Source organism: Stappia taiwanensis, from assembly GCF_014635285.1.
In the GTDB taxonomy this organism is placed as follows: Bacteria; Pseudomonadota; Alphaproteobacteria; order Rhizobiales; family Stappiaceae; genus Stappia; species Stappia taiwanensis.
Genome location: NZ_BMCR01000009.1, coordinates 64,358 through 82,133 on the forward strand (window position 1 = coordinate 64,358; position 17,776 = coordinate 82,133).

General features: G+C 66.2%; 18 protein-coding genes and 1 tRNA gene. 11 read left to right on the plus strand and 8 right to left on the minus strand.

Annotation, left to right across the window (positions count from 1 at the left end; translation table 11 throughout):
* Nucleotides 1-59 precede the first annotated feature (59 nt).
* Nucleotides 60-1,661, minus strand: a complete 1,602-nt coding sequence (locus tag IEV83_RS17670; protein WP_181760527.1) for a sigma-54-dependent transcriptional regulator — start codon at nucleotides 1,659-1,661, stop codon at nucleotides 60-62.
* Nucleotides 1,662-1,902: 241 nt separating this feature from the next.
* Here IEV83_RS17670 and IEV83_RS17675 point away from each other — a divergent pair, with 241 nt between their 5' ends.
* From IEV83_RS17675 to IEV83_RS17700, 7 genes are all read left to right on the plus strand, one after another.
* Nucleotides 1,903-3,729, plus strand: a complete 1,827-nt coding sequence (locus IEV83_RS17675; RefSeq protein ID WP_181760610.1) for a M3 family oligoendopeptidase — start codon at nucleotides 1,903-1,905, stop codon at nucleotides 3,727-3,729.
* An 11-nt stretch (nucleotides 3,730-3,740) separates the two neighbouring features.
* On the plus strand, nucleotides 3,741-4,694 hold the full coding sequence (locus IEV83_RS20295; protein WP_244628232.1) for a heme-dependent oxidative N-demethylase family protein: 954 nt from the start codon (nucleotides 3,741-3,743) through the stop codon (nucleotides 4,692-4,694).
* Between the two features lie 10 nt (nucleotides 4,695-4,704).
* On the plus strand, nucleotides 4,705-6,036 hold the full coding sequence (locus IEV83_RS17680; RefSeq protein WP_244628237.1) for an ABC1 kinase family protein: 1,332 nt from the start codon (nucleotides 4,705-4,707) through the stop codon (nucleotides 6,034-6,036).
* 133 nt (nucleotides 6,037-6,169) lie between these two features.
* Nucleotides 6,170-6,454 (plus strand): aa3-type cytochrome c oxidase subunit IV, encoded by a 285-nt coding sequence (locus IEV83_RS17685; protein ID WP_181760529.1) that lies wholly within the window; start codon nucleotides 6,170-6,172, stop codon nucleotides 6,452-6,454.
* 102 nt (nucleotides 6,455-6,556) lie between these two features.
* Entirely contained in the window at nucleotides 6,557-7,696 is a 1,140-nt protein-coding gene (locus tag IEV83_RS17690) for a Re/Si-specific NAD(P)(+) transhydrogenase subunit alpha (protein WP_181760530.1), read from the plus strand.
* 9 nt (nucleotides 7,697-7,705) lie between these two features.
* On the plus strand, nucleotides 7,706-8,182 hold the full coding sequence (locus IEV83_RS17695; RefSeq protein WP_181760531.1) for a proton-translocating transhydrogenase family protein: 477 nt from the start codon (nucleotides 7,706-7,708) through the stop codon (nucleotides 8,180-8,182).
* A gap of 12 nt (nucleotides 8,183-8,194) precedes the next feature.
* Nucleotides 8,195-9,595 carry an NAD(P)(+) transhydrogenase (Re/Si-specific) subunit beta gene (locus IEV83_RS17700; protein ID WP_181760532.1) on the plus strand — a complete coding sequence of 467 codons (1,401 nt, stop codon included), beginning with the start codon at nucleotides 8,195-8,197 and terminating at the stop codon, nucleotides 9,593-9,595.
* A 145-nt stretch (nucleotides 9,596-9,740) separates the two neighbouring features.
* Here the strand turns inward: IEV83_RS17700 and IEV83_RS17705 are convergent, their stop codons facing one another.
* The 3 genes from IEV83_RS17705 to IEV83_RS17715 all read right to left on the minus strand — a co-directional run bounded on the left by IEV83_RS17705 (nucleotide 9,741) and on the right by IEV83_RS17715 (nucleotide 11,356).
* Nucleotides 9,741-10,004 (minus strand): DUF2312 domain-containing protein, encoded by a 264-nt coding sequence (locus IEV83_RS17705; RefSeq protein ID WP_181760533.1) that lies wholly within the window; start codon nucleotides 10,002-10,004, stop codon nucleotides 9,741-9,743.
* A gap of 130 nt (nucleotides 10,005-10,134) precedes the next feature.
* Nucleotides 10,135-10,431 (minus strand): DUF1244 domain-containing protein, encoded by a 297-nt coding sequence (locus IEV83_RS17710; protein ID WP_181760611.1) that lies wholly within the window; start codon nucleotides 10,429-10,431, stop codon nucleotides 10,135-10,137.
* Nucleotides 10,432-10,543: 112 nt separating this feature from the next.
* Nucleotides 10,544-11,356 carry an N-formylglutamate amidohydrolase gene (locus tag IEV83_RS17715; RefSeq protein ID WP_181760534.1) on the minus strand — a complete coding sequence of 271 codons (813 nt, stop codon included), beginning with the start codon at nucleotides 11,354-11,356 and terminating at the stop codon, nucleotides 10,544-10,546.
* Nucleotides 11,357-11,568: 212 nt separating this feature from the next.
* On the opposite strand from IEV83_RS17715, the gene IEV83_RS17720 reads away from it, so the two are divergent.
* From IEV83_RS17720 to pyk, 4 genes are all read left to right on the plus strand, one after another.
* Complete coding sequence (locus IEV83_RS17720) at nucleotides 11,569-12,477, plus strand: DMT family transporter (RefSeq protein WP_181760535.1); 909 nt, start codon at nucleotides 11,569-11,571, stop codon at nucleotides 12,475-12,477.
* A gap of 29 nt (nucleotides 12,478-12,506) precedes the next feature.
* Nucleotides 12,507-13,835: a glycerate kinase type-2 family protein gene (locus IEV83_RS17725; protein WP_181760536.1), complete on the plus strand. Its 1,329-nt coding sequence runs from the start codon at nucleotides 12,507-12,509 to the stop codon at nucleotides 13,833-13,835.
* 105 nt (nucleotides 13,836-13,940) lie between these two features.
* Nucleotides 13,941-14,363, plus strand: coding sequence for a DUF1036 domain-containing protein (locus IEV83_RS17730; protein WP_181760537.1), 423 nt, complete (start codon nucleotides 13,941-13,943; stop codon nucleotides 14,361-14,363).
* Nucleotides 14,360-15,796 carry a pyruvate kinase gene (pyk, locus tag IEV83_RS17735; RefSeq protein WP_181760538.1) on the plus strand — a complete coding sequence of 479 codons (1,437 nt, stop codon included), beginning with the start codon at nucleotides 14,360-14,362 and terminating at the stop codon, nucleotides 15,794-15,796. The genes IEV83_RS17730 and pyk overlap by 4 nt, the downstream gene beginning before the upstream one ends.
* Nucleotides 15,797-15,854: 58 nt before the next feature.
* Here pyk and IEV83_RS17740 read toward each other — a convergent pair whose 3' ends face one another.
* The 4 genes from IEV83_RS17740 to cpdR form a co-directional block, all read right to left on the minus strand.
* Nucleotides 15,855-16,502 (minus strand): tetratricopeptide repeat protein, encoded by a 648-nt coding sequence (locus IEV83_RS17740; RefSeq protein WP_244628238.1) that lies wholly within the window; start codon nucleotides 16,500-16,502, stop codon nucleotides 15,855-15,857.
* A gap of 149 nt (nucleotides 16,503-16,651) precedes the next feature.
* Nucleotides 16,652-16,777 (minus strand): type B 50S ribosomal protein L36, encoded by a 126-nt coding sequence (gene ykgO, locus IEV83_RS17745; RefSeq protein ID WP_029059454.1) that lies wholly within the window; start codon nucleotides 16,775-16,777, stop codon nucleotides 16,652-16,654.
* A gap of 288 nt (nucleotides 16,778-17,065) precedes the next feature.
* Nucleotides 17,066-17,140: transfer RNA gene (locus tag IEV83_RS17750), tRNA-Val, on the minus strand.
* A 187-nt stretch (nucleotides 17,141-17,327) separates the two neighbouring features.
* The gene (cpdR, locus tag IEV83_RS17755) at nucleotides 17,328-17,687 is read right to left on the minus strand and encodes a cell cycle two-component system response regulator CpdR (protein WP_181760540.1); all 360 of its coding nucleotides are present in this window, start codon (nucleotides 17,685-17,687) and stop codon (nucleotides 17,328-17,330) included.
* Between the last annotated feature and the right edge of the window lie 89 nt (nucleotides 17,688-17,776).

Below are 17,776 nucleotides of genomic sequence, written 5' to 3' on the forward strand. Positions count from 1 at the left end.
GCCGGTAAACAAGCCCGCAGGCTCGCGCCATGGCAAGAGAGGAGAGCGCAGGAAGCGGCCTACTCGGCGGCCTCGGTATCGGGTGTTGCATCAAGGCCATAATCTTTCAACTTTCGGTAGAGAGTTGAACGGCCAATAGACAACCTTCGCGCGACTTCGGTCATCCGCCCGCCATAGTGGTCGATGGCCGTACGGATCATGTCCGCCTCGACCTCCTCCAGTGAGCGGATGTGGCCACTGTCGTTGAGAGAGCGCAAGAAGCCGAAGGGGGGCTGGTGCGGGTCCCCAGCCGACAGCGCTTCTCCGGCGGTTTGCGTCACCTCTACCGCCGCCTCGGGCGCCGTCGCCGAGGAAGAATCCGGCGTGGTGGCGAAGGCGACCGGATCGCCGGGCGCTTCGGATGCTACGGCGTCGGCGACCTGCCCCCGGCTCTCCGTCGCCTGCCCGGCCTCCGCTGGGGCCCGAGCAACTGCGGCCTGGATCTGGGGGAAGTCATCGGCGGTCAGGTGGCCGCCCTCACACAGCACCACCGCCCGGAACACCGCGTTTTCCAATTGCCGAATGTTGCCCGGCCACTGGTAGCGCTGCAGCATGGCAATGGCGTCCGGCGCGACGGCGGAAATCTGCGGACGTCCCTCTTCCGCCGCGAAACGGGCCAGGAAATGACGCACCAGATCGGGGATATCCTCGCGCCGGTCGCGCAGCGGCGGCAGCCACAGCGGAAAGACGTTCAGCCGATAATAAAGGTCCTCGCGGAAGGTGCCGTCCTTGACCAGATCGATCAGCCGGCGATTGGTGGCAGAGATCAGCCGGAAATCGACCTTGACCGGGCGACGCGCGCCGATCGGGTCGATTTCCCCTTCCTGCAAAGCCCGCAGCAGCTTGACCTGGATTTCCAGCGGCAGCTCGCCCACCTCATCGAGGAACAGGGTGCCGCCATGGGCCTCCTGAAACTTGCCGACGTGCTTTTCGACGGCGCCGGTGAAGGCGCCCTTTTCGTGGCCGAACAGGATCGATTCCACCAGATGTTCCGGGATCGCTCCGCAATTGACGGTGACGAAGGGCCGGGCCTTGCGCTCGCTCGACCCCTGAATGGCGCGAGCAATCAGCTCCTTGCCGACGCCCGATTCGCCCTCGATCAAGACCGGGATCTGCGAACCGGCGGCGCGGCGTCCAACCCGGATCACCCGCTCCATCGCCTCCGACCGGGTGATGATGTCATCGAAGCTGAAGGTGCCGCTGGACTGTTTGTGGATGCGGGTGATCTCGCCTTCCAGCGCCGACATCTTCAGGAAGGTCTGGATCGACACATTGAGCCGTTCCGGCGCCACCGGCTTGACGACGAAATCCTGCGCGCCGGCGCGGATCGCGTTGACCGCCGCATCGATGCCCGCATGCGCCGTCTGCACGATGATCGGGATTGCCGATTTCATCTCCCGCAGCCGGGCGATCACCCCCATGCCGTCCAGTTCCGGCATGACAAGATCCAAGACGAGAAGGTCGATATCCGCCCCTTCCGGACCGGTCAGGATCGCCAGCGCCTCGGCCCCGTTTTCCGCCAGCCGCACGCGAAAGCCGAACTTCTTCAGCGTCGCTTCCAGCAAGCGCCGCTGAACCGGATCGTCATCGGCAACGAGTATCCGTCCGCTGATCGGGGTCATGCGCGCCCTGCGCCTCCATGTCGGCCCGTTTGCCGGGTCTTCCACTTGGGGAATGTACCAATTCGGGGCAGATTACCCCGGGCGCGGTAAACAAAACGTCCACCGCGCGTCCGGCGCGGCGGATTGCCCATTGCCGAAGGACGACCTACGACAATATGCAAGAAGGGATGCGCCGACGCGCCGCCCGGCCTGAGACGACCGCAACGGAGACGAGATGACCCCGACGAGCCTTTCCGCCGCCATGACCGGACACCGCGCCCCTGTGGCTGACGCCGCGACGGCGAGCGACGAAACCCTCGGCCCGCTGCCGGTCTGGAACCTCGGCGACCTCTATCCCGCCCATGACGCACCGGAGGTCACCGCCGATCTGGAAAAGGCGGAACGTGAGGCCGCCGCCTTCGCCGCCCGCTATCAGGGCAAGCTGGCGAAGATTGCAGGCCGTTCCGGCGGAGAACTGGCTGCCGCGATCCGTGAGATGGAAGCCCTTGACGATCTGATGGGCCGCCTCGCCTCCTTCGCCGGCCTGTTCTACGCCGGCGACACCACCGATCCGGTGCGGCAGAAGTTCTATGGCGACATTCAGGACAAGCTGACCACCGCCAGCACCCATGTGCTGTTCTTCACCCTGGAGCTGAACCGCATCGACGATGCGGTGCTCGACGCAGCCCTTGCCGACCCTGACCTTGCCCATTATCGCCCCTGGCTGTCGGACATCCGCAAGGAGCGACCGCACCAACTGGAAGACCGGGTGGAACAGCTCTTCCACGAGAAGGCCGGCACCGGCGCGGGCGCCTGGAACCGGCTGTTCGACGAGACCATGGCCGGGCTCCGCTTCACCGTCGACGACAAGGAACTGCCGCTCGAACCGACCCTCAACCTGATGCAGGACCCGGACAGCGCCACCCGCGAGAAGGCGGCCAAGGCCCTTGGCAAGACCTTCCGCGCCAACCTGCCGGTGTTCACCCTGATCACCAACACGCTGGCCAAGGACAAGGAGATTTCCGACCGCTGGCGCGGCTTCGAGGACATCGCCGATGCCCGACATCTGGCCAACCGGGTGGAACGGGATGTGGTCGATGCGCTGGTCGCCGCCGTGCAGGAGGCCTATCCGCGCCTCTCCCACCGCTACTACGCCATGAAGGCGCGCTGGTTCGGCAAGGACGTGATCGACTATTGGGACCGCAACGCCCCGCTGCCGGATGCGGACACCCGGCGCATCCCCTGGGACGAGGCACGCAGCACCGTGCTCGGCGCCTACCGGCGGTTCTCGCCGCAGATGGCCGAGATCGCCGGCCGGTTCTTCGACGAAGGCTGGATCGACGCACCGGCGCGCGCCGGCAAGGCGCCCGGCGCCTTCGCCCATCCGACCGTGCCGAGCGCCCATCCTTACGTGCTGCTCAACTATCAGGGGCGCACCCGCGACGTGATGACCCTCGCCCATGAGCTGGGCCACGGGGTGCATCAGGTGCTGGCGGCGCCGAACGGCGCGCTGATGGCGCCGACCCCGCTCACCCTGGCCGAGACCGCCAGCGTCTTCGGCGAAATGCTGACCTTCAAGGACCTGCTCGCCGCCAGCGACGATACCAAGCGCCGGCGCATCCTGCTGGCCGGCAAGGTCGAGGACATGCTGAACACCGTTGTGCGGCAGATCGCCTTTTATGCGTTTGAGCGCAAGGTGCACACGGCGCGCCGCCGGGGCGAGCTGACCGGCGAGGAAATCTGCGAGCTGTGGATGTCGGTGCAGGCGGAGAGCCTTGGCCCGGCCATTCGCTTCGGCGAAGGCTACGAGACCTTCTGGACCTACATCCCGCATTTCATCCATTCGCCGTTCTACGTCTATGCCTATGCCTTCGGCGATTGCCTGGTGAATTCGCTCTACGCGGTCTACGAGGAGGCGGAAAGCGGGTTCCAGGACAAGTATTTCGCCCTGTTGTCCGCCGGCGGCACCAAGCACCATTCGGAGCTGCTCGCCCCCTTCGGGCTCGATGCCACCGACCCGGCGTTCTGGCGCAAGGGCCTGGCGGTGATCGAAGGCTTCATCGATGAACTGGAGGCCGCGCAAGCATGATTGATGCGCCCATGAGGGTGGCCCCACCCTTTGCGCATACCCCCTACGACGGATCGGCCCGGCCCTTCAGTGTCGGGCTGCTTCCGCTTGATCTGGCCGACTGGATCGAGCCGGACACGGACCTTGCCGCCCATCTGGCGGAAAAGGAGCGGCTGCTTCAGGGCGGCGCCGAGGCGCCTGTCCTGGTGGCCGAGGCGGACACACTCAAGGCCCGGCGGGAGGTTCTGAGCCTCCTGCTGGACCACCTGCCGGCAACCTTCCCGGAGCTTTATTGGCGTACTGGCGAGACGATCCGCATCCTGCCGATGGCGCGGGACTACCGGCTGGCGGACTGGCAGGACCGACCGCTGGAACTGGCCGCCCGGCTGGTGCAGGAGGATCTGGCGCTGATGCGGCGGAGCCCGCGCGGCTACCGCCTCGTCGCCGCAGCCCTGTGCTTCCCTTCTTCCTGGTCGCTGGCGGAGAAATTCGGCGGCACCATGCGCCAGATCCATGAGACGGTGCCCGGCTTCAACGACGGGCGGATGGGGCCGATGGTCGCCCGCATCTTCGACAATCTCGCCGTGGACCGCCCCTCCTGGCGGCTCAACTGGTCGCTCTACACCGGCCCGGCCCTGCACCGCCCCGTCGCCCGACGGCTTGACGATGCAGCGCTCGATGTCGCCCCGTCCAAGAGCGAAGGCATGGACACGGGCCTTCATGTACGGGTCGAGCGGCAGACCCTGCGCCGCCTGCCGGAAAGCGGCGACATTCTCTTCACCATCAAGGTCCATCACGACCCCGTCGCCGCCTTCGCCGCCCATCCGGACGGGGCACGGCTTGTCGCCGGCCTGCGCGCGCAATTGCTGGCGCTCGACACCGCGCAACTGGCCTACAAGGGCCTGGCGGAGCAGCGGGATCGCATCGCCGAACGGCTCGCCGCTCTCGGCCAGACAGGGACAGGACACCGCAGTGAACGACCGTGAACGCAACCGGATGACCGCCCGGGTCGGCCGCTACGCCCGGGTCGGCGCCAACATGGGCGGGATCGCCGCCCGCCTCGCCGGGGCGAAGGTCTTCGGCTACGACATCGACGACCGCAAGCAGGCCGCCGAACTGGCCGCCGCGCTCGGCGGGCTGAAGGGGCCGTTGATGAAGGTCGCCCAGTTGCTGTCAACCATCCCCGACGCGATCCCGCCCGAATACGCCACCGAGCTCGCCCAGCTTCAGGCCGATGCCCCGCCCATGGGCTGGGCCTTCGTCAAGCGGCGGATGATGGCCGAACTCGGCCCCGGCTGGCAGCAGCGTTTCGCCGCCTTCGAAAGGGCACCAGCGGCCGCCGCCTCCCTCGGCCAGGTGCACCGGGCCAACGCCCTGGATGGCGCACCGCTTGCCTGCAAGCTGCAGTATCCGGACATGGCCTCGGCGGTGGAGGCGGACCTGTCACAGCTCGCCGTGCTGTTTTCCGTCCACCGCCGAATGCAGCCGGCCATCGACACAAGGCAGATCGCCGAGGAGATCGGCGCCCGGGTACGCGAGGAACTGGACTACCGGCGCGAGGCCTGCCACATCGCCGCCTACCGCGAGATCCTCAAGGACGAGCCGCGCATCCGCGTGCCCCGGGTCGAACCGGACCTGTCCACCGGACGCCTGCTGACCATGTCCTGGCTGGAAGGCAGGCCGCTGCTCGATTTTCGCGACCATCCGCTGGCCGACCGCAACCGGCTGGCGGAGGTGATGTTCCACGCCTGGTGGCACCCGTTCAGCCATTTCGGCGTGATCCACGGCGATCCGCATCTGGGCAACTACACGGTGTTTGAGGAAGACGGCGCGCCGCAGGGCATCAACCTGCTCGACTACGGCTGCATCCGTATCTTCCCGCCAACCTTCGTCGCCGGCGTGATCGAGCTTTATCGCGGGCTTCTGGAGGAAGACGAGGCACGCACGGTCGCCGCCTACGAGAGCTGGGGCTTTCGCGGGCTGACCCGCGAGTTGATCGACACGCTCAACATCTGGGCAAGGTTCATCTATGGCCCGCTTCTGACCGACCGGGTCCGCTCCATCGCCGAAGGGGTCAGCCCGGCGCAGTATGGCCGCAAGGAAGCCTTCCGGGTGCACCAGGCGCTGAAGCGTCTCGGGCCGGTCACCGTGCCGCGCGAATTCGTCTTCATGGACCGGGCGGCCATCGGCCTTGGCGGGGTGTTCCTGCATCTGCGCGCGGAGTTGAACTTCTTCCGTCTGTTCAACGAGCAGATCGACAATTTCGACATGGCCACCGTTCAAAGCCGGCAACAAAACGTGCTGCGCACGGCCGGCATCGCCGATTGACGCTGCCGTCGCGGTTGCACTGCGGAATCAATTGTGCCTTGCTCGTGGTTGCAGTGCGAAGAGCGCGTTGCCGATAGTCTTCTGTCTGCTATAAAGGCACGAAACAATGATGACGAGCCACCAAGAGGAACACATGTCAGATCAGACCGCCCAGACGATGGACTATGCCGAACACGAGCGCACCTATGCCGGTTTCATCAATTTTTCGAAGGTCGGCACCATTGCCCTTCTGAATATTATGGTGTGCCTGGTGCTTTTCACCTTCGGTGGCACCGCCGGCAGCATTTTCGGAACCATCTTCGTGCTGGCCACCCTGGCCGCCGCAGCCGTTGGCCTTGCCATGGGCGATCGCGGCTGGATCCCCTCCGCCGGCGTTTTCGTTCTGACCGGCCTGATGGCCATCATTACAGCGAGCTGACGGGCTCCCCCACCTGTCAGCCAGACTTCCTACCCAGGCCAGACTTCCATCCCGGCCGGACTTCCATTCAGGCCAGACTTCCATATAGGGAGGACAGTATTGATGAAACTCGCAGTGCCCCGCGAGAGCGAGGCAGGAGAAACGCGCGTCGCCGCCACGCCCGACACCGTGAAACGGTTCGTCGCGCTTGGCTTTGATGTCGTCGTCGAAAAGGACGCCGGCACCCTGTCGCGCATTCCCGATGAGGAGTTCGTCGCGGCGGGCGCCTCGATCGCCGACACCGCCGAAGCTGCGCTGTCCAGCGCCGACGTGGTGCTGAAGGTCCGTCGCCCGAGCGAGACCGAGCTGGCCGCGATGAAGGCCGGCGCACTGGTTATCGCCAGCATGGACCCTTACGGCCATGAGGACGCGGTCGCGGCCATGGGCAAGGCCGGCGTTGCCGCCTTCGCCATGGAGTTCATGCCGCGCATCACCCGCGCCCAGGTAATGGACGTCCTGTCCTCCCAGGCGAACCTTGCCGGCTATCAGGCGGTGATCGACGGTGCGGCCGAATACGACCGCGCCCTGCCGATGATGATGACCGCCGCCGGCACCGTGCCCGCCGCGCGGGTGTTCGTCATGGGCGCCGGCGTCGCCGGTCTGCAGGCGATTGCCACCGCCCGCCGCCTCGGCGCCATCGTCACCGCCACCGACGTGCGGCCCGCCGCCAAGGAGCAGGTGGAATCGCTCGGCGCCAAGTTCATCGCGGTCGAGGATGACGAATTCCGTCAGGCCGAGACCGCCGGTGGCTACGCCAAGGAAATGTCCGACGCCTACAAGCAGAAGCAGGCCGAACTGGTGGCCGCGCATATCGCCAAGCAGGACATGGTCATCACCACGGCGCTGATTCCCGGACGTCCGGCCCCGCGCCTGATCTCCAAAGAGATGGTCGCCAGCATGCGCCCCGGCTCGGTGATCGTCGATCTGGCGGTGGAACGCGGCGGCAACGTGGAAGGCGCCGAACCCGGCAAGGTCGTCAAGCTCGGCGATGTGAAGATCGTCGGCCATCTCAACATGCCCGGCCGCATCGCCGCCTCCGCCTCCACGCTCTATGCGAAGAACCTTGCCACCTTCCTTGAGACCATGGTGGACAAGGAGACGAAGGCAATCGCGGTCGACTGGGAAGACGAGTTGGTCAAGGCCACCGTCCTCACCCGGGACGGCGCCGTGGTGCACCCGGCCTTCGCGCCGGCTGCGGAATAGGGGGGCCCCATGTCAGAACTCAGCGTCAATGAAGCGCTAGACCGCGCCCGCGCGGCCGCCGATGCTGCCGCCGATGCGGCGGCGAATGCGCAGGCCGCCGCCGATGCGGCACAAGGCTACGCCGACCAGCTTGCCGGCAACGCCGGCACATCGCTCGCCCATGCCGCCTCTGCGGCCACCGGCGGCGCGGTCGATCCGTTCGTCTTCCAGTTCACCATCTTCGTGCTGGCGATTTTCGTCGGTTATTACGTGGTGTGGTCGGTGACCCCGGCCCTGCACACGCCGCTGATGTCGGTCACCAACGCGATTTCCAGCGTGATCGTCGTCGGCGCGCTGCTCGCCGTCGGTGTCGATCTGGTCGCCGATGGCGCCAGCTTCGCGCGCGGCTTCGGCTTCCTTGCCCTGATCATGGCGAGCGTCAACATCTTTGGCGGCTTCCTGGTCACGCAACGAATGCTCGCCATGTACAAGAAAAAGCAGCGATAGGAGGCCGGACACATGCTTTCAGCCAATGTCACGGCCATCCTTTATGTGGTGTCGGCCGTTCTCTTCATCCTTGCCTTGCGCGGGCTCTCCAGCCCGGAAACCTCGCGCCAGGGCAACCTGTTCGGCATGATCGGCATGGCCATCGCCATCGTCACGACGCTGCTGGTGGCCGCACCCGGCGTCAGCGGTCTCCTGATGATCGTCGTCGGTCTGGCCATCGGTGGCAGCATCGGCGCGGTCACCGCCCGCCGGGTGCCGATGACCGCCATGCCGCAGCTGGTCGCCGCCTTCCACTCGCTGGTCGGCATGGCCGCCGTGATGGTCGCCGCCGGCGCTCTCTACGCGCCCCAGGCCTTCGGCATCGGCGCGGTCGGTGAGATCCACGGCGCCAGCCTGGTCGAGATGTCGCTTGGCGTGGCCATCGGCGCCATCACCTTCACCGGCTCGGTCATCGCCTTCGCCAAGCTCGACGGGCGCATGTCCGGCGCGCCGATCATGCTGCCGATGCGGCATGTCATCAACGGTGGCCTCGCCGCGCTGATCGTGCTGCTGATCGCCATTTTCGTGCAGACCGAAAGCCACACCGTCTTCTGGATGATCGTGGTGCTGTCGCTGGTGTTCGGCGGGCTGATCATCATCCCGATCGGCGGCGCCGACATGCCCGTCGTCGTCTCCATGCTCAACTCCTACTCGGGTTGGGCGGCGGCCGGCATCGGCTTCACCCTCGGCAACATGGCGCTGATCGTCGTCGGCGCGCTGGTCGGCTCCTCCGGTGCGATCCTGTCCTACATCATGTGCAAGGGCATGAACCGCTCCTTCATCTCGGTGATTCTCGGCGGCTTCGGCGGCGAGACGGCCAGCGCCGGCGGTGCCGGTGGCGGCGAGGAACGTCCGGTCAAGCAGGGTTCGGCCGAGGATGCGGCCTTCATCATGAAGAACGCCGGCAAGGTGATCATCGTTCCCGGCTATGGCATGGCGGTGGCTCAGGCCCAGCATGCGCTGCGCGAGTTGGGCGACATCCTCAAGGAAGAGGGTGTGGAGGTAAAATACGCCATCCATCCGGTCGCCGGCCGCATGCCCGGGCACATGAACGTACTCCTGGCCGAAGCCAACGTGCCCTACGACGAGGTGTTCGAACTGGAGGATATCAACTCCGAGTTCGCCCAGGCCGACGTCGTCTACGTCATCGGCGCCAACGACGTCACCAACCCGGCGGCGCGCGACGATCCGCAATCGCCGATCTACGGCATGCCGATCCTTGATGTCGACAAGGCCGGCACGGTGCTGTTCGTCAAGCGCGGCATGGGCTCCGGCTATGCCGGCATTCAGAACGAGCTGTTCTTCCTCGACAGGACGATGATGCTGTTCGGCGATGCCAAGAAGATGACCGAGGGCATCGTCAAGGCGATGTAACACCGGCTCCGGTCGAAGCCCGCGCGGCTTCGATCGTTTCACGACAAAAGGAAAACGCGGCGCGCCTTTCGGTACGCCGCGTTTTTCTTTTCATCGCTCCGCCGGCCCGCCCGCGCGAAGGCGCAAAGGGCCGCCGGGAGATTGATCAGGCGTCGTTGGCCGGTCCGGCCATGCCAAGCGCATGCATGTAAAGATCGAGGATCGCATCCTCTTCCTCACGCTCATGCGGCTGCTTCTTGCGCAGGGAAATCACCTTGCGCAGGATCTTGACGTCGAAGCCGTTGCCCTTGGCTTCGGCGTAGACGTCCTTGATGTCGTCGGCGATGACCTTCTTTTCTTCCTCAAGGCGCTCGATACGCTCCACAAAGGCGCGAAGCTGATCGCCGGCGACACCACCAGGTTCAGACATGCGGTTTCGTCTCCTTAGGGGTTAGTGACAGGTTGGGTATTCGGGTGCGCCTCAATGCGCGCAAATCATGCCGGTTTCAAGAGCCCGGCACGAATTTCCATGACTGACAGAGCCAGGATCGGCGAGGGGCTCACTCGTGCGTGTGGCTGGTCTTGAACGCAGCCACCTGCTCCGGTGTCGCCTCGGTCTGGTACCGCGCCTTCCATTCGGCATAGGGCATGCCATAGACGATTTCGCGGGCAGCCTCCTTGTCGAGCGCAACGCCCTTTTCCTGCGCCGCGTCAAGATACCAGTTCGACAGGCAATTGCGGCAGAAGCCGGCCAGATTCATCATGTCGATGTTCTGCACGTCGGTCCGCTGCCGCAGATGCGCGACCAGCCGTCGAAAGGCCGCAGCCTCCAGTTCCGTGCGCGTTGCCGCATCCATGGACGTCTCCTCAGACTTCGTCATTTCGTCTCTCCCGTATCAAGGCCCGGCCTATCAAGTCAGGCAAGGCCCGACCTGTGGGCACGCATCGCCCCTTTGCCAGAGTGCGCCATCAGGCGGCACAGCGCGAACCGTACTGGCGGATCTGAAACAGCTCCGGCTGCTCCGCCAGCATCTGCTTGAGATGCGGCACCAGCCGGGCGCTCCAGTCGGCCACCCCCTCGGCGTCACCGATCAGGTCCTGGCGCACTTCCAACAGCGCATGGGCAAGACCGCGCGCCGTGCCATGCCGATAAAGGCAATCGTTGCGCAAGGCCCCGTCATAGGGCTCGTTGTCGCCCACCACCAGACCGGCCTCCGCGCGCAAGGTTTCCAGCAGCGGCACCGCGAAACGCGGATCGCTGTCCCAAAGGATGCCCGCGTGCCAGGGGCGCGGGTTCCCGCGCCACACCGGCGTGTAGCTGTGGATCGAGAGAATCGCCGGCGGATGGCCTGCGGCGATGCTCGCGTCGATCCGCGCCGCGACCGTCTCGTGATACGGCCGGTGATAGGCGCTGATTCGCGCCGCCCGCTCGGCGGCGTCATGATCGGCATTGCCCGGCACCACCGCCCCGTCGGACAGGCGCATCACCAGCGTGGGGTCGTCCTCGCCCCGATTGGGATCGATCAGCAGCCGGGAATAGGTGGTCAGCACTGCCGGCGCGCCAAGGGCCGCCGCAAGCTGCAGGGTCAGATCGCGCACGCCGATGTCATAGGCGATATGCCGCTGAAGCTGCTCCGGCGGCAGGCCGAGGGTGCCATAGGCGGACGGCAGGGCATTGCTGGCATGATCGCACAAGAGCAACAGACCGCAGGCCGGATCCCCGTCGATGATCTCGAAGGGCGACTGGTCGGGATGCGGTGCGGCGGAACGGACAGGAAACATCGTCAAGGGGCCACGCAGGAGAGAAAACGGGAGGAGCCGGCCCCATGGATCAAGGCAGGCCGGCGCGGCGCACCATATCCGCCCCCGACGGCTCGCCGCAACCGCCATCGCCGCCGGCCTGGCAGAGCGGACCGCCTTTGCATTTTGCCACGCGCCATGGCACAACCTGGACCCTATTGTATGATTTTTACTTTCTCGCGCCAGGCAACCCAATGTTCTCCACCACTCCCGTCGCCTCGGGTCCCGACCGCCGCCTTCTGGTTGCCCTGGCCGCGCTGCTCGGCGGCGCGATCGCCATGGGCATTTCGCCGGTGTTCGTGCGCCATGCCGAGGTCGGCCCCTTCACCAGCGCCTTCTGGCGGGTGGCGCTGGCCCTGCCGCTGCTCGGCCTGTGGGCGCGGCTGGAAGCCCCGCGCGGCGGCAAATCGCCGCCCTGGAACCGGGCCACCGTGATCGCCGGCGCCGTGTTCGCCGGAGACCTCGTCTTCTGGCACCTGTCGATCATGAACACGACGATTGCCAACGCGACCTTCTTCGCGACCCTCGCCCCGGTGTGGGTCATGCTCGCCTCCCGCACCCTGATCAACGAGCCGGTCACCCGCGCCATGCTGGGTGGCCTTTGTTGCTGCCTGGTCGGCGCGGGGCTGCTGCTCGGCACAAGCCTCGCTCACGCGCCGCAGCGCCTCGACGGCGATCTCTACGGGCTGCTCGCTTCCCTGTTCTTCGGCGCCTACTTCCTTGCCATCCGCTTTGCCCGGCGCGGGGAGGCCGGGCTCGGCGCCGGCCTCCTCGTCTTCCGCAGCTCGCTGGTCACTTGCGCGGCGCTGTTCGTTGTCGCGGTGTTGCTGGAAGACATGCTTCTGCCCTTCACCTGGACGGGCGTTGCCGCCCTGCTGGCGATTTCCCTGTTCAGCCATGTTTGTGGCCAGGGCCTGCTCGCCTTCGCCCTCGGCGCCCTGCCCGCCGGCTTTTCCGCCCTCGTCATCTTTCTGGAGGCCGTGACCGCCGCCATCGCCGGCTATCTGCTCCTGGGCGAGGCGCTGACGCCGATGCAGCTTGCCGGCGGCGCGGTGATCCTCGCCGGGATCTATATCGCCCGCCCCCGCCGCCAGGACGGGTAGCCTTTGAGCGACATCAACAAGGACTGAACATGACAGCAACCGGAAGCCCAGACGCAACCATCCGCGCCCATCTCGCCGCCCTGTTTCAGGCGGCGGTCGATGCCGCACGCGCCGAAACAGCCCTGCCGGAGCACCTGCCGGCACCGGCGCCAGGCGGGCGCATCCTCCTGCTCGGCGCCGGCAAGGCCGCCGGGGCGATGGCTGAGGTGGCGGAGCGGGTCTACCGGGAGCGCGACGGGCTCGGCCCGGACCGGCTCCTTGGGCTTTGCGTCACCCGCCATGGCTATGGCCGCCCGACCCGCTGGATCGAAACCATCGAGGCCGGCCATCCGGTGCCCGATCAGGCGGGCGTTGAGGCCAGTGCCCGCACGCTGGACCTTGCCGCAACCGCCGGCCCGCGCGACCATATCGTCGTGCTGTTGTCCGGCGGCGGATCGGCCAATTGGGCCGCACCTGTCGCCGGGGTCACCCTCGCCGACAAGCAGGCGCTGACCCGAGCGCTGCTGTCCTCCGGCGCCACCATCGACGAGATCAACACCGTGCGGCGCCATCTGTCGCGCATCAAGGGCGGGCGCCTTGCCGCTGCCCGCGGAGCAGGCGCCGCGCTCACCACCCTGGCGATTTCCGACGTGCCGCGTGACGATCCCGCCGCGATTGCCTCCGGTCCGACCGTCGCCGATCCGACAACGCTGGAGGATGGCCGGGCCATCGTCGCCCGCCATGCGCCGGACGCACCGGACAGCATTCGCCGCGCCCTTGCAAACCCGGCGAACGAGACGCCCAAGCCCGGCGACCCGGTGTTCGATGGCACCGACTACCAGATCATCGCCCGGCCCGCGCTCTCGCTGGCCGCGGCCGCCGAGACCGCCCGGTCCCTGGGCTACGCGCCGATCATGCTGGGTGACAGTCTTGAGGGCGAAGCACGGGACGTGGCCGCCGAGCATGCCCGCCAGGCGCTGCAACTTGCGCGCGACGGCACCCGCGCCGTCCTGTTGTCCGGCGGTGAGTTGACCGTGACCCTTCGCGGCGACGGGCGCGGCGGCCCCAACCAGGAATATGCGCTCGCTCTGGCACTGGCGCTTGAGGGCCACCCAGCGATCTCCGCCGTTGCCGGCGACACGGACGGAACCGATGGCGGATCCGGCGCGGCCAGCGACCCGGCCGGTGCCTTCATCGACCCGACCACACTTGGCCGCGCTGCAAGACTGGGTCATGATGCCGCCGTATTTCTGGCCAGAAACGATAGTACCGGTTTTTTCAACGCACTGGGCGACCTCCTTCGCCCCGGTCCAACCCATACCAACGTCAACGACTTCAGGGCTGTCATCATTGACAAGGCCGAGAGGTCTCAGCCATAAGGTGGCACTCTAGGTCGTGGCACGAGTAATCGAATGAACGCACTAGCCGAGAGCCAAAGGCACTCCACGACAGTCAGGTCCGCAGTCCGGACCTGGGCCCCCTCCATGTCGGCTCTACTGCTGGCTGTTGCCGCAACGACCTTCACCGCACAACCTGCCCGGGCCGAGCTGCGCCTGTGCAACAAGACGGAAAGCCAGGTTGGCGTCGCCATCGGCTACCGCGAAGACACCGAGTGGGTGACGGAGGGCTGGTGGAACCTGCCCGCCAACTCCTGTGAGACGCTGGTCACCGGCGCGCTCGTGTCACGCTACTATTACATCTACGCCGTCGACTACGATCAGTTCGGCGAGTGGGGCGGACGTGCCTTCATGTGCACCCGCGAAAAGGAATTCACCATCAACGGGATCGAGGATTGTGTCGCGCGCGGCTTCGAACGCACCGGCTTTTTCGAGATCGACACTGGCGAACAGAGCAGCTGGACGGTCCAGCTGACGGAGCCGGTACAAGGGGGAACGGGCGGACGATGAAGCGTGACAGACGGGTCAAGATTGTAGCAACGCTAGGCCCCTCCTCCTCGGACCCCGAGACCATCAGAAAACTCTTTCAGGCCGGCGCGGATGTCTTCCGCATCAACATGAGCCACGCGGACCATGCCCGGCTGAACACGCTGGTCGACACCATCCGCACGGTGGAGGCCGGCGCCAACCGGCCAATCGCGATTCTCGCCGATCTGCAGGGGCCGAAGCTGCGTGTCGGCACCTTCGAGAGCGAAGCGGTCGTTCTGGAAAACGACGCGACCTTCATCCTCGACAGCGATCCCACCCCGGGCAACGTCAACCGCGTGAACCTGCCGCACCGGGAAATCCTTGAAGCGCTGGAGCCCGGCCACCGGCTACTGCTGGACGATGGCAAGATCCGCCTGCGGGTGGTCGAGTGCATTGCCACCCGCGCGACCACCGTGGTGGAGGTTGGCGGCCGTCTGTCCAACCGCAAGGGCGTCAGCGTCCCTGACACAGAAATCCCGGTGGGCGCCCTGACGCCCAAGGATCACAAGGATCTGGAAGCGGCGCTGGAGGCCAAGGTCGACTGGATCGCCCTGTCCTTCATTCAGCGCCCGGACGATCTGGCCGAGGTGCGCAAGGTCACGCGCGGCCGCGCCGGGATTCTCGCCAAGATCGAAAAGCCGCAGGCGATCGAGCGCCTCGGCGAGATCATCGACCTGTCCGACGCGCTGATGGTCGCCCGTGGCGATCTCGGCGTGGAAATGCCGCTGGAACAGGTGCCGGGCCTGCAAAAGCAGATCGTGCGCGCCTGCCGCCGGGCCGGCAAGCCGGTGGTGGTCGCCACCCAGATGCTGGAATCGATGATTACCTCGCCGGTGCCGACCCGCGCGGAAGTCTCCGATGTGGCGACGGCGGTGTTCGAGGGCGCCGATGCGGTGATGCTCTCGGCCGAATCGGCCGCTGGCGAGTTTCCGCTTGAGGCAGTCAGCACCATGGACCGCATCGCCCGCCAGGTCGAGCGTGACCCCAACTACCGCTCAATTATCCACGGCCAGCGGCAGGAGCCGGAGGCGACCGGCGCCGACGCGATTTCCGCCGCCGCGCGGCAGATCGCCGAAACCCTGAATCTGGCCGCCGTGGTCTGTTACACCACCTCCGGCGCAACGGGCCTGCGCGCCTCGCGTGAGCGCCCGACCGTGCCGGTCATCGTCATCTCGCCGGTGACCGCCACCGCTCGCCGTCTGTCTCTGGCCTGGGGACTGCATTGCGTCGTCAGCGACGACGCCCGAGACGAAAGCGACATGGTGGACCGCGCCTGCCGTATTTCCTTCCAGGAAGGCATTGCCAAACCCGGCCAGCGCATCATCACCACCGCGGGCGTGCCCTTCGGCACTCCGGGGTCGACCAACATGCTGCGCATTTCGTTTGTCGGCAGCGACGGGCGCGGCGGTCTCTGAACCGCCTCGCCGCTCCCCTTGCCCGACCATTCGCAAAACACAGGCAGACGCCCGCGCCTTACGTCTCGGTACCGGCGGTTCGCGCCCCGAGCTCCTTGACCGCCTTGCGCGCGTTCTCGCTCGCCGGATGGATTCGCAAGACCTCTTCGAAGGCCGCCAGCGCGTCCCGCTCCCGCCCGATACGGCGCAAGATGATACCGAGCCCCGACATCGCCCCCCAGTGGCGCGGTTCAAGCGCCAGAACGCGCTCGATATCCACCAGGGACCGGCCGAAGTCCTCACGCAGGTAAAGCACAGTCGCCCGGCGGTTCCAGCCCTCGGCAAACTCCGGCGCCAACCGCACCACCATGTCCATCAGATCAAGGGCGAGAGCATAGTCCCGAGCCTTCATGGCAGCCCCGGCTCGCGCCATCAGCAGATCGACGGTGGCGCTGCCCGAGTGCAGCCACAGGATCTGGATGCGGGCGATCACCGGCTTGGCCTTCTCGGCCGTGCCGGCATCCGCCAGGCGCGCGAACAGCGCCGTCAGTTCATCGGCTGTATCGAGAGGCGTGGGGATCGCCGGCCCAGGCTCGTCGGGCGGCTCTGCATCGGTGGTCGGCACGTCAAGGTCGTCCACCGAGGGCGGCACCACATCATCGGGCAGGGCCTCGGGCGGCAGAACGCCGGGCGTGTCCGCTTGCGCCTGCGCTGGCCACGCTTCCACAGCCAAGGCCTTGCTGCCCGCCGGCGCAAGAGAGCCGGCCAGTGCGAGAGCGCAGGGAATGAGAAACGCAAAAAACGACCGCATACCGGCAATATGGCTTGCCGTACACGGTCGTCAATAGCAATGGCGCGGAAGAAGATCCGGGAAGCTCAGCCCTGACGGGCTTTGAACCGCGGAGCCTTCTTGTTGATGATGTAGACACGGCCCTTGCGACGAACCATGCGGTTGTCACGATGACGGCCCATCAGCGCCTTGAGCGAATTCTTGATCTTCATGTCTTTCGTCTCCGACACCGGAGCCACGACGACGGCGGCATCCTGGAAAAAACAAACGGGCGCCAGAGGCGCCCAGACCAACCTGCCTGGAACCTTAGAAGGGTCCCATGCAGAAACGTCGATCCGATCCGATTATCCGAAGCCGCCGGCCACGCCTGACAAAAGCGTATGGCTGCTCCCGATCCGCTGGCCCAACATCCTCGCGCTTGCGCTGCGTCGCCATCCTTGGATGACGGGGTTGGTCCTGCGGTCTGCCGCCCTGCCCCGAAGAGCAGATCTGGCGAAAGATGGTGGGCGTGACAGGGATTGAACCTGTGACCCCTACGATGTCAACGTAGTGCTCTCCCGCTGAGCTACACGCCCGAATTTCACTGGTAGCGACGCGATCAGCGCCGTGAAGTCCGGTTACCGCGCCGCCAGAAGCACCGCAGTGGCAAGCGATATAGCGGGCTTCGATTGACCGTGCAAGCCCCCTTGCAAAACTTCTTCACAGCCCGCGCAAACAGTGGAAAACATATTGCCGGATCAGGGGCGATCCGGCGGGTGCGTTTCAGGCGGCGAGCATCCGCTCCACCTCGTGCACCAGATCCTTCAGGTGGAAGGGCTTGGACAGGACCTTGGCATCCTTCGGCGCCTGCGAATCCGGATTGAGCGCAACCGCGGCGAATCCGGTGATGAACATCACCTTCAGGTCCGGATCGAGCTGCGTTGCCCGGCGGGCCAGTTCGATTCCATCCATTTCCGGCATGACGATATCCGTCAGGAGCAGTGAGAACGGCTCCTCGCGCAGCCGCTCATAGGCGCTCTTGCCGTTGTCGAAGGAAACGACATCGTATCCCGCCTTCTGTAGCGCCTTCGCCAGAAAGCGCCGCATGTCATTGTCATCTTCCGCCAGTAGGATCCGTGTCATCCGTCTTGTCCGTCTCGCTGTCGGCGCCCGGAGCGGAGCCGGCTGGCGGACCGCCGCCGCCTCACCGCCCGTCCCGTTTTGGCACATTG

Bases quoted from the DNA above. Each gene is read 5' to 3' on its own strand.
- IEV83_RS17670 (WP_181760527.1), bottom strand. From the start codon at position 1,661: ATGACCCCGATCAGCGGACGGATACTCGTTGCCGATGACGATCCGGTT.
- IEV83_RS17675 (WP_181760610.1), top strand. From the start codon at position 1,903: ATGACCGGACACCGCGCCCCTGTGGCTGACGCCGCGACGGCGAGCGAC.
- IEV83_RS20295 (WP_244628232.1), top strand. From the start codon at position 3,741: ATGAGGGTGGCCCCACCCTTTGCGCATACCCCCTACGACGGATCGGCC.
- IEV83_RS17680 (WP_244628237.1), top strand. From the start codon at position 4,705: ATGACCGCCCGGGTCGGCCGCTACGCCCGGGTCGGCGCCAACATGGGC.
- IEV83_RS17685 (WP_181760529.1), top strand. From the start codon at position 6,170: ATGTCAGATCAGACCGCCCAGACGATGGACTATGCCGAACACGAGCGC.
- IEV83_RS17690 (WP_181760530.1), top strand. From the start codon at position 6,557: ATGAAACTCGCAGTGCCCCGCGAGAGCGAGGCAGGAGAAACGCGCGTC.
- IEV83_RS17695 (WP_181760531.1), top strand. From the start codon at position 7,706: ATGTCAGAACTCAGCGTCAATGAAGCGCTAGACCGCGCCCGCGCGGCC.
- IEV83_RS17700 (WP_181760532.1), top strand. From the start codon at position 8,195: ATGCTTTCAGCCAATGTCACGGCCATCCTTTATGTGGTGTCGGCCGTT.
- IEV83_RS17705 (WP_181760533.1), bottom strand. From the start codon at position 10,004: ATGTCTGAACCTGGTGGTGTCGCCGGCGATCAGCTTCGCGCCTTTGTG.
- IEV83_RS17710 (WP_181760611.1), bottom strand. From the start codon at position 10,431: ATGGATGCGGCAACGCGCACGGAACTGGAGGCTGCGGCCTTTCGACGG.
- IEV83_RS17715 (WP_181760534.1), bottom strand. From the start codon at position 11,356: ATGTTTCCTGTCCGTTCCGCCGCACCGCATCCCGACCAGTCGCCCTTC.
- IEV83_RS17720 (WP_181760535.1), top strand. From the start codon at position 11,569: ATGTTCTCCACCACTCCCGTCGCCTCGGGTCCCGACCGCCGCCTTCTG.
- IEV83_RS17725 (WP_181760536.1), top strand. From the start codon at position 12,507: ATGACAGCAACCGGAAGCCCAGACGCAACCATCCGCGCCCATCTCGCC.
- IEV83_RS17730 (WP_181760537.1), top strand. From the start codon at position 13,941: ATGTCGGCTCTACTGCTGGCTGTTGCCGCAACGACCTTCACCGCACAA.
- pyk (WP_181760538.1), top strand. From the start codon at position 14,360: ATGAAGCGTGACAGACGGGTCAAGATTGTAGCAACGCTAGGCCCCTCC.
- ykgO (WP_029059454.1), bottom strand. From the start codon at position 16,777: ATGAAGATCAAGAATTCGCTCAAGGCGCTGATGGGCCGTCATCGTGAC.
- cpdR (WP_181760540.1), bottom strand. From the start codon at position 17,687: ATGACACGGATCCTACTGGCGGAAGATGACAATGACATGCGGCGCTTT.